A 15,265-nucleotide genomic window follows, 5' to 3' on the forward strand; every position below is an offset into this window, starting at 1 on the left:
GCGTTACTGCGGACTCGGGCTGGACGGTCCGACGCCCTTGCCCTTGTTGAGCGCAGAGCCGGTGATGCTCTTGAGACGGTCCACGAGCGAGTCCTTCTCGGGTTCGCCTTCGAGGGCGACATCGAGGACTTCGCTGATGTGCGAGACGGGGATGATGTCCACCATCTCCTTGTACTCGTCTTCGATCATGACATCCTGCTCGTTGGCGGCCGGGATGATGACCGTGCCACAGCCAGCCTTGGCGGCGGCTTCGATCTTGTGGGTCACCCCGCCGACCGGGAGCACGTCACCGCGCACCGACAGCGAACCGGTCATAGCGACCGACTGGTCGATGGGAATGTCCTCCAGGGCGGAGATGACGGCCGTCGCGACCGTGATGGACGCGGAGTCGCCGTCGACACCCTGCTGGCCGGTCTGGACGAACTGCACGTGCACGTCCATCTCCGAGAGGTCCTGGTTGGAGAACTTCTTGATGATGGCAGAGACGTTCTGGACGGACTCTTCGGCCATCTCCTTGAGTTGCCCCGTGGCGATGACCTGTCCCGGACCCTGCGACGGCGTGACTTCGGCCATCACGGGGAGCATGATACCGGAATCCTGTCCCATGACGGCGAGGCCGTTGACGCGGCCGGTAACGAACCCTTCGTTGACCGAGAGTTCGTAGTCCTTGCGGCGCTCGATGTACTGGTCGGCAATCTGCTGCTCGATGGAGCGCGCGCGGCGCTTCGCCTGCAGCACGTGGTCGCGGGTCGTCTCCTCGGCGCTCTCGCCGCGGGCGATGTCGCCTGCGACGCGGACTAACCCACCGAGGTCACGGAACTTGAGGGTCAGGTGGCCCTTGCGGCCAGCGCGGCGGCGGGCTTCGAGGATGATTTCCTCGACGGCCTCCGCGGTGAACGCCGGCAGACGACCGTCGTTGGCCACTTCCTGCGCGACGAAGCGCGCGTACTTGCGGCGCATCTCGGGGGTGTCCTCGATAGTGTCGTCCATGTAGACCTCGTACCCGTAGCCCTTGATACGAGAGCGGAGTGCGGGGTGCATGTTCTCCATCGCGTCGAGGTTACCCGCAGCGATCATGATGAAGTCCGTCGGGACGGGTTCGGTCTGGACCATCGCACCCGAGGAGCGCTCGGACTGGCCGGTGATACCGAACTCGCCTTCCTGAATGGCCGTCATCAGGTGCTGTTGGCTGCGCACGTCGAGCGTGTTGATCTCGTCGATGAACAGCACGCCTTTGTTGGCCTTGTGGATGGCACCGGGTTCGACGCGGTCGTGACTCGGCGTCTCCATGCCACCGGACTGGAAGGGGTCGTGGCGAACGTCACCGAGCAGTGCACCCGCGTGGGCACCGGTGGCGTCCTGGAAAGGCGCGGCCTTCTGGTCGGCGGTGTTCACGATGAGGTTCGGAATCATCGCGTCGCTCCCGCGCGACCCGTAGCGGAACGCGAGATAGATGATACCCGCGGCGAGAATGCCGAGGAGTACCTGCCGGGCGATGATAAGCGAGTAGCCCAGCACGATGGCGATGATAATCCACATGAGGAACGAGCGCATCTGATTGCGCTTTCGTGCCTCTTCTTTGTGCGCTTCGACGATTTGGTCGCCCTTGCCCGAGGGGACAGTGCGGACCTTGGGTTGGTTACCGTCGTCGGGGTTGTGGTAGACGAGAACGTCCTGTAACTCCTCGCGCGGGAGGAGTTCGGACATCGCTTTCGCGAGCATCGACTTCCCCGTACCCGGGGAGCCGATCATCATAACGTGGCGACGCTGCTTGGCCGCCTTCATGATGACATCGCGAGCGTGCTCCTGCCCGATGACCTGGTCGACCAGCCGGTCGGGGACGGAAATTTCGTCGGTAGACCCGATTTCGAGTCCGCCGAGGAGGTCATCCTCGTCCACGTCGTCGGCTATGTCGGCCTCGATCTCGACATCACTCCCGAGGTCGTCGATAGTCTTCTTGTCGACCTCATCGGCCTCCTCGTGATGGGGGAACGTCCCGCTGTCGCCACCCGCACCGTGGGGCGCGTCGTCGGGCGATTCCTCCCCCTCGCGGAGGCTGTCGTCGGTGTTCGTGTCGTTACTCATAGAACTGTCGTCGCTACTTCTAACGAGGGCCCTACGCCTGATATACTTTCTCCCCAATTGCACCCACCGTACCGGGCCGTATTATCCGGTTTCGACAGTCCTACCACCAGAATACCGAAATTCAGATAACTCGGCGTATTTATAAGTAGAGCAACCTAAGCCCTGACCAATGCGGGGGTTCTATATCGGCCGGTTTCAGCCGTACCACAACGGCCACCACCGGATGGTCGAAGAGATAGCCGCAGAAGTCGACGAACTCGTTCTCGGTATCGGGTCCGCTGGCGACTCGCACTCGCCGCGAAACCCCTTCACCGCCGGAGAGCGAATCATGATGGTTACGAAAGCCGTCAAAGACTTCGATGTCACAACGTACGCGGTTCCCATCGAAGACTTGGACCGCAACTCGGTGTGGGTGAGCCACGTCCAGTCGATGTCGCCGGCGTTCGAAGTCGCCTATTCGAACAATCCACTCGTCATCCAACTGTTCAAAGAGGCGGGCGTCGAGGTTCGGCAGTCGCCCATGTTCAACCGCGAGGTGCTGGAAGGGACCGAAGTCCGCCAGCGAATGATCGAGGACCGAGACTGGGAGTCACTCGTCCCCGACGCGGTTGTGGATGTCGTCTACGAAATCGGCGGTATCGAGCGCATTCAGCGCGTGACCGCCTCCGACGGGGCCGAACACGTAACCACCGACGACAACTCTAGTCCGTGCTGAGATGATCACCCTCGCGTCTGACTTCGGGTCGGCGTACCCTGCGGCGATGAAAGGTGTCGTCCTCTCGCGGACAGACGCCCGCCTCGTCGACGTTGCGCACGACCTGCCCAGACAGGATGTCCGAGCCGCTTCGTTCTGGCTTCGCGAGACGCTTCCGTACTTTCCGCCTGCGGTCCACCTCGTTGTCGTCGACCCCGGCGTCGGAACCGACCGCCGAGCAATCGTTCTCCGCGTCGGCGACCACGTTCTCGTCGGGCCGGACAACGGTGTTCTCCGCCCCCCGGCGCGTCGCATCGCCGACGAACACGAGGGGACCCCGACAATCGATGCCTACGAAATCGTCGTCGAGAATCCGGCTTCGACGACGTTCCACGGCCGAGACGTGTTCGCACCGGCCGCGGCGGACGCCCACGACGTGCCGCCCGCTGACCTCGGCGACATCGAACGATTCTCACCACTCGACCCAGACGAACTCGTCGACCTCGTGCTTCCGCGTGCGACGGTCGAGTCCGACCGGGGAGTCGCAACCGGCGACGTCCTCGTCGTCGACGACTTCGGCAACTGCATCACGAACGTTCCGGGCGACTTCGTCCGCGGGTGCGACCACGTCGAAGTAAACGGTGAGGCGGTCCCGGTGGGCCACACCTTCGACGCGGTTCCGCGAGGCGAGCGACTCGTCACCGTCGGCAGTCACGGCAACGTCGAGTGCGACGTGAACCACGGCCGCGGAGACGAAGCGTTTGGTCTCGCCCCGGGCGACGACGTTCGCGTGGTCCGCGACTGATGGTCGACCTCGCTCCCTTCGCGGTGATGAACATTGTCGGTCTCCTCGCGTTCGCCGTCGCCGGGTCGCTCAAGGCGGCCGACGCCGGTCTCGACGTGTTCGGCGTGGCCGTCCTCGGCGTCGTCACTGCCCTCGGTGGCGGGACGACCCGCGACATCCTCGTGGGGCGGATTCCGGCATCGCTCGCGACGACTGGCGACATGTCGGTCGCCCTCGTCGGCGTCGGCCTCGCTATCATCCTCATCCACATGATGCAGGGCCGCGTCCGCGACCATCCCGCGTTCTTGACCTCTGACGCAATCGGCCTCGCCGCCTTCGCCGCCACGGGGTCGCTCGTCGGCGTCGAAGCAGGTGTCTCGCCGTTCGGAATCGTCATCCTCGGGACCATCACGGGGGTCGGCGGCGGCTCTATCGCCGATATCCTCATCGGCCGCGTGCCGGTCGTACTCCGCGACGACTTCTATGCGACGCCTGCTGTCCTCGGCGGCATCGCGTTCCTCGCCGCGCAGTGGGTGGGTGCGCCGACCGGGATTCCGTCCGGTCTCTGCGCCGCGCTGGTGTTCCTCGTGCGGATGATGGCACTTCGGTACGAGTGGCGACTGCCGCGGGTGTGAGTTCGAGACAAAAGAGAGGCGACGTTGGTCGAAGCGTGTTGGCGACCAGAGGGTGTCGCCGTCGGTGGGGGCTTATTCAGCGGCGATAACGTCGTCGATGCGGACAATCATCGTCGCGGCTTCGGTGGCGGATTCGATGGCTTCGCGCTTGACTGCTGCGGGGTCGATGACGCCGTATTCGACGGGGTCGCCGATTTCACCCGCCCGGCCGGTCGAGATGATACCGGCGATGCCCTCGTTCTCGTAGCGGGCGCGCAGGTCGACGAGCGCGTCGATGGGGTCCATGCCCGTGTTTTCCGCAAGGGTGCGCGGGAGCGCCTCCATGGCGTCGGCGTAGGCTTCGACGGCGAGTTGCTTGCGGCCCTCGATACCGGCGGCCTTCGAGCGGATGCGGTCGGCGATGGCGATTTCGGTCGCACCGGCACCGGGGACGACACCGCCCTTGTCGAGTGCGGCGACGACGACGTCGATGGCGTCGTTGATGGCGCGTTCGAGTTCGTTGACGACGTGTTCGGTGCCACCACGGAGGAACAGCGTCACGGCCTTGGCCGCTGCGCCGCCCTCGACGAAGGTGAGTTCGTCGTCGCCGAACGTGCGGAGACTGACCGAGTCGACGTGGCCGAGGTCCGACGCTTCGATATCTTCGAGCGTCCCGAGACGCTTCGCGCCGGTCGCGCGGGCGATGGAACTGGCGTCGGACTTCTTCACGCTCTTGAACGCGAGGATGCCCGCGTCGGCGAGGTAGCCAGCGACGCGGTCGTCGATGGACTTCGTGCAGAACACGACATCGACACCGGCCTCCTTGAGTGCCGTCGCGTAACCGCGGAGTTCGGCGTCCTCGGCGTCGATGGCCGCAGTAAGTTGGTCGACCGAGGTGATGTTGTACTCGGTGTCCATCCCGCTTTCGCGCACGTCGAGTTTCGCGTCGAGGACGGCCACGGTGGCGTCTTCGACCGACTGCGGCATGTTGTCGCTGACGGGGTCCTTGTCGAGGACGACGCCTTCGACGAGTTCGGTCGCGGACGACGACGCGCCCGTGCGGGTGAGGACGCGGACGTTGTCGCGGTCGAACGGACCGTCGTTGTCCTCGTGGACCATCTTGACGCCCTTGACGACGTGTTTCGCAAGCACGTCCGCGGTCACGTCGCCGGTTCCCTTTCCAGTCATAGATGACTCGGCGACTTTCTGGAGGCGGTCGTCGTCGAGTTCGGCGTCGAGGACCATCTCGTCGATAGCGTCCTGCGCAATTGCCGCCGCTTCGGTGTACCCTTCGACGATGACGGTCGGGTGGATGTCGTCGTCGAGGAGGTCCTCGGCGTGAGCGAGGAGTTCGCCGGTGAGGACGGCAGCGGTGGTCGTCCCGTCACCGACTTCCTCCTCTTGGGTCTGGGAGACTTCGACGATCATCTGTGCAGCGGGGTGTTCGATGTCCATCTCCTCGAGGATGGTCGCACCGTCGTTCGTGATGACGACCTCACCCGAGGAGTCGACGAGCATCTTGTCCATCCCACGCGGCCCGAGCGTGGTCCGTACGGCCTCGGCGACCGCCTTTCCGGCGCGGATGTTCGAGTCCTGCGCGGACCGACCGCGTGTTCTTTGCGACCCCTCTGCCAGGATGTACATCGGTTGCTGCATTCGTGAAGCCATATTGAAACCTCAAACGCTACCAACGATTGCAGTTCTATAAATAATTTTCTCCGCACTTTGCACTATGAACTCACACGTCAGAGTCCAGAATACCGGCGTTCAAACGTTGTCTCGGGTCGCGGCTATTCCTCGCTTTCACCGACGGTGAGAGAACCGCCACCGTCGAGTGTGACGAGGTGTCCTGCATATCGAAATGTGAAACTGAGAGTCGGATCGTGAGTGGTCTCGAAGAGCGTATCGAGTGCCTCGGGGTCGATACCAACGTCAGTCAACGGCGGCAGGTCGAGCGGGTGAAGTTCGGCCGCCCTCGCCACAGCCGAGGTGACTGCAACTGCAATATCTTCGTATCCGTCGAGAGACTCTGAGACCACGGACCCAGCATTCCCATCGCGCTGGTCATCCATACACTGTTAACGGAGATGCGGTACCTATGCGTGTGGGTTGACTATGAAAGGTCGAGCGGTGAACCCCCCGAAAAATGGTTACAGCGGTGTTAATTCACGCGGTCCGTTCGGGCAGACTCGTCCCTGACTCGCTCCGCGAGCGTTCGGTACGCACGCCGAAGCCTTCCGGCGACGGCCTGCCGCGAGATATCGAGTTCACCACCGAGTTCGTCGAGCGATGTCCGGCGGTGGTCGTCGAAGTATCCCTGTTCGAGCGCGAGGACGAGCGCTTCGCGTTGGTCCTCGGTGAGCAACGTCCCGAGCGGTGCGGCTTCCTCAGCGACCGACCTGATGCGGTCGAACTCGATGGTGATACCGTGGTTTTTGCAGTGCTTCCGGAGGTCGCTAAGAGACGTGTGCGAGGGTGCACGGAGCCGAAGTTCCCAGTACCCCTCGGAATTGACACACTCCAAGAGCGTGATGTTGAGGTCGGAGAGGACCGAAAAAAGCGTGATTTGCGACGGTTCCCACTCGAGTTGGTACAGTGCCCCACCCGGAACCGTTTCGATACGCGAGGCGACGCTAAAGCCGGGCGCGGAAGCGACGGAGGTGTCGAACGCTGCTGCCTCCTGCCCCCACACCCAGAGAAGCGGTTGTGCCCGCTCGGTCGTTGGAACCGACCGTTCGAGTTCGAGTTCGAGGCCGTCGAGCGCATCTGGTGTCGCCAGTGGAAGCGCCGAAAACGGGGCGATGGCCTCTGCAATCAGACGCACAGTTTCAATACGTGGGATTCGGGCAAAAATGTGAGTCGTTGTGTACCGATTGAGAGAGATGACAGAAATGAATGTATCTTTGCGTTACAGGTCTCTCGCCCCGGAATTTCTACAACCTATTTGATGCCCACTGATGAGCAAAAGACAATGTTGGAGTTGGAACACGGGTTCAGGGTTGTCGACGTGAACGCCCGCCTCGACCCCGACGAACAGTCGGTGGCAGCGCGGGGACGAGAGATTAGTCCGGAACGGTTAGAGCGTGAACTGCACCAGGCGGGTGTGGTCCGCGCAGTCGTCTCGCCGGGGGGGCAACCGGACGGGAAGAGTTACCTGCGGCCGAACAACGCCGTCGCGCGGATGAGCGTCGACAGGCCGTTTCTGGCGTTCGCCCGAATCAACGGCCCGCGCGACCCGAGTGACCGGGCGACCGCTCGCCTTCGAAACTTCACATCCTCGCGCGCAGACCACCACACAGACCCCGACGACGTAGAGCAGTACGCCTACGACGACCGATTCCACGGCTTCTGTCTCGCACCCGCGGTAGACGGACTGCCCGACGAGGAGACGTTGTCGATGCTGGAGCAGGTCGGTCTCCCCGTGTTCGTCCACGGCGGCACATCGTTCGCACCGTCGGCCGTCGAGTCGTCGCTCCTCGGTCGCTTCCCCGTCATCCTGTCGAGTTTCGGCGGGTTCCCGCTCGACCGAGACCTGATGCACGACGCTATCGACCTGCTCGACGACCACGACGAGTTGTATCTGGATACGACCTTCGTCCGCTATCGGAGCGTCCTCGAACGCGCACTCCTCGAACACCCCGACCGTGTTCTCTTCGGTAGTGGTGCCCCCGAATCGCACCCGAACGTCGGCGTCATGGAGATTCTGACGCTCGACGTGTCCGAAGACGCGCTGGCGAAGGCCTTCTCCAAGAACGCGGTGCGCGTCATCGACGCGCTCGCTCCGGGCGGCGAGTAACCCGGTCGAGTTACTGTTTGCGCTCTATCGCCAGTCGTACCGGGCAACTGCGCGGTCGGCCCGCTTCGAACAGCCATGTGGGTTTCGCGTCCGCGACCGGTCGCGTGCGCGAGCGACGAGGCCGTCAGATGCACCCGTCGAAATTCCGGCGATGACATCGCGACCAGTTCCAACCCACCCGGATGGCGTGACATCGCCCGTGAGGACACCGTATGCGGCGTGTGCCGCGTCAGAAAGAGCGTGTTTGAGTGTTCGTTGCGCAGTCGCAGGTCGGGGGCCGTAGTTCTTTACGAGTCGATATGTGAGCGCTCGGTACTTCCAGCCCCAGTCTCGCTCGGAGATGCCGCCGTCGGCCTCGAACTCCCGTCGAACACACATCTCCGGTTCCCACACGACATCCTTGCCGAAGTGGGCAAGTCGGTGTGCGGCGTCGCGCGCGCCGCCGGTCTCCAGATACTCGTCGAAGCCGTCGAGCGCCTCGATTGCCTGTCGGCGGAAGGCGACGTTGCCGCCGTTGAAGTACGTGACTTCCCGCCCGGCAATCGTGTTCTGTTCGAGCGACTCGGTCGTCATCCCGTTGCCGAGCGTCTGGTGAAGCGGTCCGGTGACGACATCGGCGTCTTCGATGCCGTCTTCGAGCGCCGAGAGCCACGACGACTCGACCGAGAGGTCGTACCGAAGGAGTGCGAGAACGTCGCCGCTTGCGACTTCGATGCCCGCGTTCCGGGCCACGTTCAGATTCCGGTCGGAAATCTCCACGAGAACGTCAACGTCGTCACGTTCTCGCACCATCCCGGTCGTTCCGTCGGCCGACGGACCGTTGACGACGACGACTTCGGCGTCAGGGGCGTGGGCTGCCAGCGCGTCGAGGCTGGCCGCGAGACGGTCCCGCCCATTGAGGGTCGGGAGCACAACCGAGAGGTCCATACCCGACACTTGCGGTGGACCTACTTAAATGTGAATCGAGAATCGTGTTAATTCCTCCCGTAGACGCGTCACTCGGCGTCGCTCGCGCGGTCCGTCGCGCGGGCGTCCGCCGCTTCGGTCGAAGCGACGTGCGCACTCCAGTACGAAACCGACGCGACGTCGTCGCCGACCGGCGAGTCACCGACCGCGAGGTCGAGACTGCGGAACGGTCGTGCGACCCCGTTCGGAATCTTCCGGTAGAAACCGAAAGGCAGCACGAAGTCGTGGGAGGCGTCGACGAGGTCGAGACCCGCGTCGTGGAGCAGACGCAGCACCTCTCGCTCCGAGTAGAGACGCGACCCCATCGGGAGCACCCAGTTGTAGGCGACGCGGAGGCTCTGGTCGTTGAACGTGTCGAAAAAGACCTGTTCTTTGGAGACGCGCGCCATCTCCGCGAGGAACTTCGCCGGGGTGTCAGCGAGGTGGAAAAAGCGCATCGCAAACACCGCATCGAAGTGGTTGTCTGGGAAAGGAAGGCGTGCGGCGTCGCCGCGGAGGAACTCGATACGGTCGGCTACACCCGCCGCGCGAGCCTTCTCCCGTCCCTGTGCCATCATCGCCCGCGAAATATCCAGTCCGACGATGTTCGCTCCCTCCTGAGCGAGCATCACGGTGAAGCGACCAGTTCCGCAGGCGATTTCGAGAATGTTCTTGTCCTCGACAGGGCCGAGTGCCGCGAGGACCGCCTCTTTCTCTCGCCGGTCGATGAGCCGACCGCCCTTGGAGAAGCGCTTCGAGTCGTATTCCTGGGCGACGTCGTCGGCCTGGTACCACTCCTTTCCTTTCACGCTACGGGTAGTCGCAGGGGCGACGGTAAAACGGTACTGGATATGTCGCGGCGGCGGGGGATACGTTTTCCTTGTTTGACATCGTACCATGAGATATGCCAACATGCCATATCTGTGGAGAGACACACGAGACGGAGGACTTGATACGACACGTCCATGAGGAGTTGCTCGTCGTGCACTGCCCCAGTTGCCACGCGGGGCTCGGCCACTACCGAACCCAGAAGCCAGCGGTCGATACGATGCAAGATTCTGTATAATTATACCGGAAATTCACGAACATATTGTTTCTTCATGATGATAATATGTGTATAAGGTGTCTGGATTGTTTTGTCACACTTGAAGCTAACCCTTAACACAGAGGAGGTTGGTGTGAGGAATATGAGCACCACCACTGCAGAGCCTGATACTGAAGAGCTGCTCTCGGAAGCCGAGTTCCGCGAGCGCCTCCGTGAACTCCCCCCGAGCGCGAAGCTCGTCGCAAAGGTCCTCGAGAGCGATGCACCCCTCTCGCAAGGCCAGCTCGCCGATGAATCGCTCCTTCCGGACCGCACCGTCCGCTACGCGCTCAACCGTCTCGAAGAGTCGGAGCTCGTTGGCTCGCGCTACTCCTTCAAGGACGCGCGCAAGCAGGTTTACTTCCTCAACACGTAATCCGGCGGCGTACAATCGACCACCGCACGTGGGGGCGTACTCCCACAGACCAAGCCACCATTTTGCGAACCCGATAACTTCACCCCGAGCGTAGCCGCCGCCATGCAGGTCACGCGCGTCTCTGTCTCCGTCCCGACTCGCGCCCCGACCGGGGCGACGAACGCCTACGTCATCGCCAGCGACGGCGGGAGCGCCACAGACGGTGCGCTCCTCGTCGACCCACCCGCACGGACGGCCGAACTCGACTCGGCGGTCGAATCGCGGGGCGTCTCACACATCGTCGTCACACACACCCACCGCGACCACGTCGGCGCGGTAGCATCGTATGCGCGCGAGACTGACGCGACGGTCTGGTGTCGCCGCGGACGAGAAGCGGTGTTCACCGACGCGACCGGGGTCGAGCCCGACCAGACATTCGTCGAGGGGACGACCATCCCCGTCGGAACCGGTGTCACCGTCCTCGACACACCCGGCCACGCCCGCGACCACGTGACCTTCGTCGCCGACGGCGACTATCTGTGTGGCGACCTCGCCGTCGCCGAGGGAAGCGTCGTCGTCGGTGCGCCCGAAGGAGACATGCGCGCGTACCTCGTCGCACTCCGGCGACTGCATGCCCGCAACCCACAGCGCCTGCTTCCGGGCCACGGACCCATCATAGACGACCCACGGCCGGTCCTCGCCCGCATCATCGACCACCGTCTCACCCGCGAGCAATCGGTCCTCGACGCAGTTCGCTCCGGCAACGAGACGCCCGAGTCGGTGACTGACGCCGCCTACGACAAGGACATCTCTGGCGTGCGAGACTTGGCGCGGGCCACGGTCGTCGCCCACATCGAAAAGCTCGCCGCGGAGGGGGCGGTTCGGTGGAACCCAGAGACGGGTCGCGTGAGACCACGATAGCCCGGAAACCGCGCCCCTCTTGGGCGTCGCGCCCGCAGGGCGTGTATGGACCTCGAAGCCGAACTCGAACGCGCCCGCGACTTCGACGAGTCGGAACTGGCCGACGCCATCGAGTCCATCGGCTTCGAATGCACCCGCTGTGGGGCGTGCTGCAAGGGCTACGAGACCGAAGACGGCCGCGAGCCCCATACGGCAACGGTGTTTCCCGACGAAGTGCGAGGCCTGCAGGAAGGGGCCGACGAGAACTACGACTGGCGTGACGTGGCCCGCCCGATGCCTTACGGCCTCGTCGAGGGCGACGACGGCCCGGAAGGCGAGACCTTCGAGTGGGCGCTTCAGACGGACGCCTGCGGCGACTGCCAGTTCTACGAGGAAGACGACGACGGCGTGGGTGCCTGTGCGGTTCACGAGAGTCGGCCGCTCATCTGTGAGACCTACCCATTCAGCGTCGACCTCGGGGGGACGAGCCAACCGATGGGCGAGGCAGTGGACAAAGAGGGAGTGGTCCGCGCCCACGAGTGCGAGGGCCTCGGCCGCGACATCTCACGGGCGGACGCAGAGGAACTGGCACGGGCGCTCAAAGAGCGTGCTATCCGAGAGGTCGAAGAGGCGACACGTCTCAGCGAGGCGTACAAGCCGGTCGAGACGGAATCTGGTGAGGTCGTCGTTCACGACTCCGAGGGGGCAAAGCGCCCCGACGGAACGCCGCTGGAGGAGTGAATCTGCCTGACGGCGGTACATCTTTAAGACTCCGAACTGACCTATATGTGGAGGTCTTACGGTGGAAATCTCAGATAAACTCCTGTGTCTGTTCAACGCGGACGTTCGCGCCGAGGACGACCGATACGTCGTCGAGATTCCTCGCCGCGAGGTCGAAACCGGGACCGTCGAACCCGGCGAGACATATCGCGTTGCTCTCATCTCTCGTAACGAATCCGAGACGACCGTGTCCGAACCGAGCGGCGGTACCACGCCGTCCGCCGAACCACAACCCCCGGTGGAAGTCGGGGAACTCCGCTACGTCGAAATCGAAGATATCGGCAAGCAAGGTGACGGTATCGCCCGCGTCGAGCGCGGCTACGTTATCATCGTCCCCGGAACCGACGTCGACGAGCGCGTGAAAGTCGAGATTACGGAAGTCAAATCCAACTTCGCTGTCGGCGAAGTCGTCGACGAAGACTTCTAACGCGACGCTTCGTTTGGCGTCGGCGCGTCTTCCGCCGGCTGTTTTCTCACCTCACACGCTCGCGTGACGGCCGCCGCGTGCGACGCGGCCGGCCACAACGGAATACGAGACGCTCACGAGCGGAGGCACCGGAACAGACCACCTGTGCAAGTGAACGACCCACCACAGTTACGAGTGAACGGGAGAGCACCGTTGCAAGTGAAGCGTTCACTCTGAACGCTGCGAACAGCTATCGAACGTATTTTTCGAGATTGGCGTCGGTGGGTGCCTCGTCAGCGGTCGTGTACGGGCGGTTCACCACGATGTCACCGGCCGTCGACCGGCCGATGCCGGGGATAGCGGTGAGTTCGTTCATCGACGCCTCATTGAGGTCGACGGGGTACGGAACGCCGGTCACAGAGCGGTAGCCGTGGTCGACGACGGCCGCGTCGATAGTCTGGCCGAGTTCCAGTTCACCCGGAATCCCCACGAGGAGCGGGTAGGTGCCGAGTTGGCGGCCGAAGGTGCGGCCGTCCTGATGGTACTCCAGATGGACGTTCGGGAGGACGGTTCCGGGGGGCGCGACCCGTCGGAGCATCGGGCGGTCGATTTCCTCGCGGACTTCCTGTTTGTATTTCTTGAACAGTTGCTTGTGGTCCCGGGCGATGTCGGCACCGGTGTCTGACATGTCCGTCCCGTCGAAAGCCATGACCTGCCGGATGTTGATACGGCGAACCATCAGGCCCTCGTCGTAGACGCGGTGGAGGAATCGCTTGTTGTGCTCGAAGGTCTCCTCGCGTTCGCCCTTCAGGCCGTGGAGGAGGTTGATTCCGGGCAGGAGTTTCGGCAGTCGGTTGGCGGCCTCTGGGCCGTGTGTGGGGGCGTCGGCCGGGTCGTCGCCGGGTCGCCATCCGGCGACTTCGTTGACGATTTTGACCGCTCGGAAGCACTCCTCGGCAGAGACGTTGAGGTTGTTTTCCTCCTGTACCACGGGGTCGGCGGATTCGAGGCCGAACGCCGCGGTGTCACCCGCCGTGTTGTGCTCGGCGATGATGCCGAGTGCCTCGCGGGATTTCTCGGGCCACTCGACGATAGTGATGGGGTTGACGTTGTCGAGGTGAAGCGTCCCGAGGTCGGGGGCAACCTCTCGAATCCCGCCGTAGAGACGGCGCAGGGCATCCGGGTTCGGGGCTTCACCGTCGCCGCCGAACGCGAGAATGTCGGCCTGTCGGCCGAGACGGAAGTGTCTCGCACCGCGGTTGTAGAGGTTCTCGACTTCCTTGACGACGGAGTCGGCAGTGCGGAACGCGGGGTTCCCGTACAGCGGTTCCGTACAGAACGAACATCGGTACGCGCATCCGCGAGAGGTCTCCATCTCGCAGATGAGGTGGTCGGGGTGATTCGGGTGCTGTTCGACCACGAACGCGCCGTTCGCCGCCCAGCGGTCGAGTTCCTCGTTGTCGCGCATCCGGTTGCCGAAGCCTTCGAGGCCGGAGTCGACGAGGTCGTAGGCGGCCGCCTCGATGTCGCCTTTGGCGACGAAGTCGTAGTCGAGGTTCTTTCGCTCCATGTCCTGTCCGCCGGCGTTCTCCTCGCCGACGCCGAAGCGAATCGGGCCACCCATCAGTGTCGTTCCCTCGGCAACCCACGCGAGTTCGCGAACCTCGTCGGGTTCGGCCGGGGTGCCGCCGACGTACTTTCCGGGGACGGTCATCCCCCCGACGTATATCAGCAGGTCCGCGTCGGCGACGTCACGCCACTTCTGTCGGTCGTCGCGGAGTTCGTCGATGGTGTGGTAGACGACGTTCGACTCGGAGACGCCCGCGTCGACCAATGCACCAGCGGTAAAGCGCGGGTACGTCGAAATGTACGGCGGCACACCGAAGTGCGCCGGTTCGTCGACGTATCCGTCGACGATGGTCACGGTGAGGTCGGCGGGGTCGGTCATCGGTCACGGTTCGAGTTCGATGCGGAAAACCCAACCGGTCGCGGGTCGCCGGAGCGACCGCTCCACAGGGAACCAGTCGCTCCGACATCGACCTGCACGAGGCGCACATCGACCGACAGCACGGCCCTTCCGCCTCCAGCGCGTTTATGGGCGTGGGAGCGCAATCACCCTGTATGCCCGCGACCCTCGAAGTCAAGTGCGCCAACGAGGACTGCGAACTCGATATGTTCGAGTTGCACTACACCTACGACATGCCAGACGACGTGGCGGTGGCGGACTTTTCCTGCCCGTACTGTGGTGAAACGCGATTCCTAGAGGAGATTCAGCTATGAGCGACCTGCGCAAATTCGGCGAGTCGGCGGCAAACGCCGTCCTCGAACGGGTCGGCCGCGGCGTGAGTCAAATGCAAGAGCGAAAGCCGCTCGCGTACGACCTCCTCGAATCCGAGGACGCCTACCTCGTCGTCTTCGACGCCCCCGGCGCGCGCAGCGAGGACGTGCAGGTCCGGTTCCTCGAAGGTGAGGTCGAGGTCAGAATCGACCGCTTCCGCGACTTCTACGAGGGGTTCGACATGCGGTTCCCCGGCCGCGGACTCACGCTCTCCGGGAGCGCTAAACTCCCGTCCGACGCCGCCGTCGAGGCGGCCGAGGCCACTGCGACGGTCAAGAAGAACGGCACACTCCAGGTCGAAATTCCGAAAGACGGCACCGCCAGCGACATCGAAGTCACCGAAGAAGACGGCGAAGAGGACGTCGGGGAAGTCGAAGTCGATGCGGAAGGCCAGTCGGACGAGTCTGAGCGCCCGGACGACGAACTTGACGACCAAGACGCTTGAAACTCGGCGACCAAGACGCCTGCAATCCACGGTCGCCCT

At 63.6% G+C, this 15,265-nt stretch carries 17 protein-coding genes; 10 read left to right on the forward strand and 7 right to left on the reverse strand.

The features are described from left to right. Window positions 1–3: 3 nt before the first annotated feature. A complete protein-coding gene (gene lonB, locus ACH9L7_RS09085; RefSeq protein ID WP_396610404.1) occupies window positions 4–2,085 on the reverse strand; it encodes an ATP-dependent protease LonB in 2,082 nt (693 codons plus the stop codon). 169 nt (window positions 2,086–2,254) lie between these two features. Between lonB and ACH9L7_RS09090 the strand changes: the two genes are divergently transcribed. Genes ACH9L7_RS09090 through ACH9L7_RS09100 form a run of 3 tightly spaced genes read left to right on the forward strand, consistent with a single transcriptional unit; the run spans window position 2,255 to window position 4,198 of the window. Continuing rightward, window positions 2,255–2,800 (forward strand): nicotinamide-nucleotide adenylyltransferase, encoded by a 546-nt coding sequence (locus ACH9L7_RS09090; RefSeq protein ID WP_396610405.1) that lies wholly within the window; start codon window positions 2,255–2,257, stop codon window positions 2,798–2,800. 1 nt (window position 2,801) lies between these two features. Next, window positions 2,802–3,584 carry an S-adenosyl-l-methionine hydroxide adenosyltransferase family protein gene (locus ACH9L7_RS09095; RefSeq protein WP_396610406.1) on the forward strand — a complete coding sequence of 261 codons (783 nt, stop codon included), beginning with the start codon at window positions 2,802–2,804 and terminating at the stop codon, window positions 3,582–3,584. Continuing rightward, on the forward strand, window positions 3,584–4,198 hold the full coding sequence (locus ACH9L7_RS09100) for a trimeric intracellular cation channel family protein (protein ID WP_396610407.1): 615 nt from the start codon (window positions 3,584–3,586) through the stop codon (window positions 4,196–4,198). The genes ACH9L7_RS09095 and ACH9L7_RS09100 overlap by 1 nt, the downstream gene beginning before the upstream one ends. Window positions 4,199–4,270: 72 nt before the next feature. On the opposite strand, the gene thsA is transcribed toward ACH9L7_RS09100, so the two are convergent. From thsA to ACH9L7_RS09115, 3 genes are all read right to left on the reverse strand, one after another. Next, window positions 4,271–5,833: a thermosome subunit alpha gene (thsA, locus tag ACH9L7_RS09105; protein ID WP_396613251.1), complete on the reverse strand. Its 1,563-nt coding sequence runs from the start codon at window positions 5,831–5,833 to the stop codon at window positions 4,271–4,273. 134 nt (window positions 5,834–5,967) lie between these two features. Then, on the reverse strand, window positions 5,968–6,249 hold the full coding sequence (locus ACH9L7_RS09110; protein ID WP_396610408.1) for a HalOD1 output domain-containing protein: 282 nt from the start codon (window positions 6,247–6,249) through the stop codon (window positions 5,968–5,970). A gap of 89 nt (window positions 6,250–6,338) precedes the next feature. Beyond that, the gene (locus ACH9L7_RS09115) at window positions 6,339–7,001 is read right to left on the reverse strand and encodes a helix-turn-helix domain-containing protein (protein WP_396610409.1); all 663 of its coding nucleotides are present in this window, start codon (window positions 6,999–7,001) and stop codon (window positions 6,339–6,341) included. Between the two features lie 147 nt (window positions 7,002–7,148). On the opposite strand from ACH9L7_RS09115, the gene ACH9L7_RS09120 reads away from it, so the two are divergent. Next, window positions 7,149–7,973, forward strand: coding sequence for an amidohydrolase family protein (locus tag ACH9L7_RS09120; protein WP_396610410.1), 825 nt, complete (start codon window positions 7,149–7,151; stop codon window positions 7,971–7,973). A gap of 24 nt (window positions 7,974–7,997) precedes the next feature. On the opposite strand, the gene ACH9L7_RS09125 is transcribed toward ACH9L7_RS09120, so the two are convergent. Continuing rightward, window positions 7,998–8,900, reverse strand: coding sequence for a glycosyltransferase family 2 protein (locus ACH9L7_RS09125; RefSeq protein ID WP_396610411.1), 903 nt, complete (start codon window positions 8,898–8,900; stop codon window positions 7,998–8,000). Window positions 8,901–8,968: 68 nt separating this feature from the next. Continuing rightward, window positions 8,969–9,727, reverse strand: a complete 759-nt coding sequence (locus tag ACH9L7_RS09130; RefSeq protein ID WP_396610412.1) for a class I SAM-dependent methyltransferase — start codon at window positions 9,725–9,727, stop codon at window positions 8,969–8,971. 378 nt (window positions 9,728–10,105) lie between these two features. Here ACH9L7_RS09130 and ACH9L7_RS09135 point away from each other — a divergent pair, with 378 nt between their 5' ends. The 4 genes from ACH9L7_RS09135 to ACH9L7_RS09150 all read left to right on the forward strand — a co-directional run bounded on the left by ACH9L7_RS09135 (window position 10,106) and on the right by ACH9L7_RS09150 (window position 12,464). Beyond that, on the forward strand, window positions 10,106–10,378 hold the full coding sequence (locus ACH9L7_RS09135; protein ID WP_396610413.1) for a MarR family transcriptional regulator: 273 nt from the start codon (window positions 10,106–10,108) through the stop codon (window positions 10,376–10,378). A 102-nt stretch (window positions 10,379–10,480) separates the two neighbouring features. Further along, entirely contained in the window at window positions 10,481–11,278 is a 798-nt protein-coding gene (locus tag ACH9L7_RS09140) for an MBL fold metallo-hydrolase (RefSeq protein ID WP_396610414.1), read from the forward strand. A gap of 45 nt (window positions 11,279–11,323) precedes the next feature. Further along, the gene (locus ACH9L7_RS09145) at window positions 11,324–11,998 is read left to right on the forward strand and encodes a YkgJ family cysteine cluster protein (protein WP_396610415.1); all 675 of its coding nucleotides are present in this window, start codon (window positions 11,324–11,326) and stop codon (window positions 11,996–11,998) included. A gap of 61 nt (window positions 11,999–12,059) precedes the next feature. Continuing rightward, window positions 12,060–12,464: a TRAM domain-containing protein gene (locus tag ACH9L7_RS09150; RefSeq protein ID WP_396610416.1), complete on the forward strand. Its 405-nt coding sequence runs from the start codon at window positions 12,060–12,062 to the stop codon at window positions 12,462–12,464. A 229-nt stretch (window positions 12,465–12,693) separates the two neighbouring features. On the opposite strand, the gene ACH9L7_RS09155 is transcribed toward ACH9L7_RS09150, so the two are convergent. Beyond that, window positions 12,694–14,391 carry a radical SAM protein gene (locus ACH9L7_RS09155; protein WP_396610417.1) on the reverse strand — a complete coding sequence of 566 codons (1,698 nt, stop codon included), beginning with the start codon at window positions 14,389–14,391 and terminating at the stop codon, window positions 12,694–12,696. Between the two features lie 173 nt (window positions 14,392–14,564). Between ACH9L7_RS09155 and ACH9L7_RS09160 the strand changes: the two genes are divergently transcribed. Both ACH9L7_RS09160 and ACH9L7_RS09165 read left to right on the forward strand, forming a co-directional pair. Further along, window positions 14,565–14,723, forward strand: coding sequence for a hypothetical protein (locus ACH9L7_RS09160; protein ID WP_396610418.1), 159 nt, complete (start codon window positions 14,565–14,567; stop codon window positions 14,721–14,723). After that, the gene (locus tag ACH9L7_RS09165) at window positions 14,720–15,226 is read left to right on the forward strand and encodes an Hsp20 family protein (protein ID WP_396610419.1); all 507 of its coding nucleotides are present in this window, start codon (window positions 14,720–14,722) and stop codon (window positions 15,224–15,226) included. Before ACH9L7_RS09160 ends, ACH9L7_RS09165 begins: the two co-directional genes overlap by 4 nt. Window positions 15,227–15,265: the final 39 nt, after the last annotated feature.

The sequence above is a fragment of the Haloferax sp. S1W genome, assembly GCF_044593955.1.
In the GTDB taxonomy this organism is placed as follows: domain Archaea; phylum Halobacteriota; class Halobacteria; order Halobacteriales; family Haloferacaceae; genus Haloferax.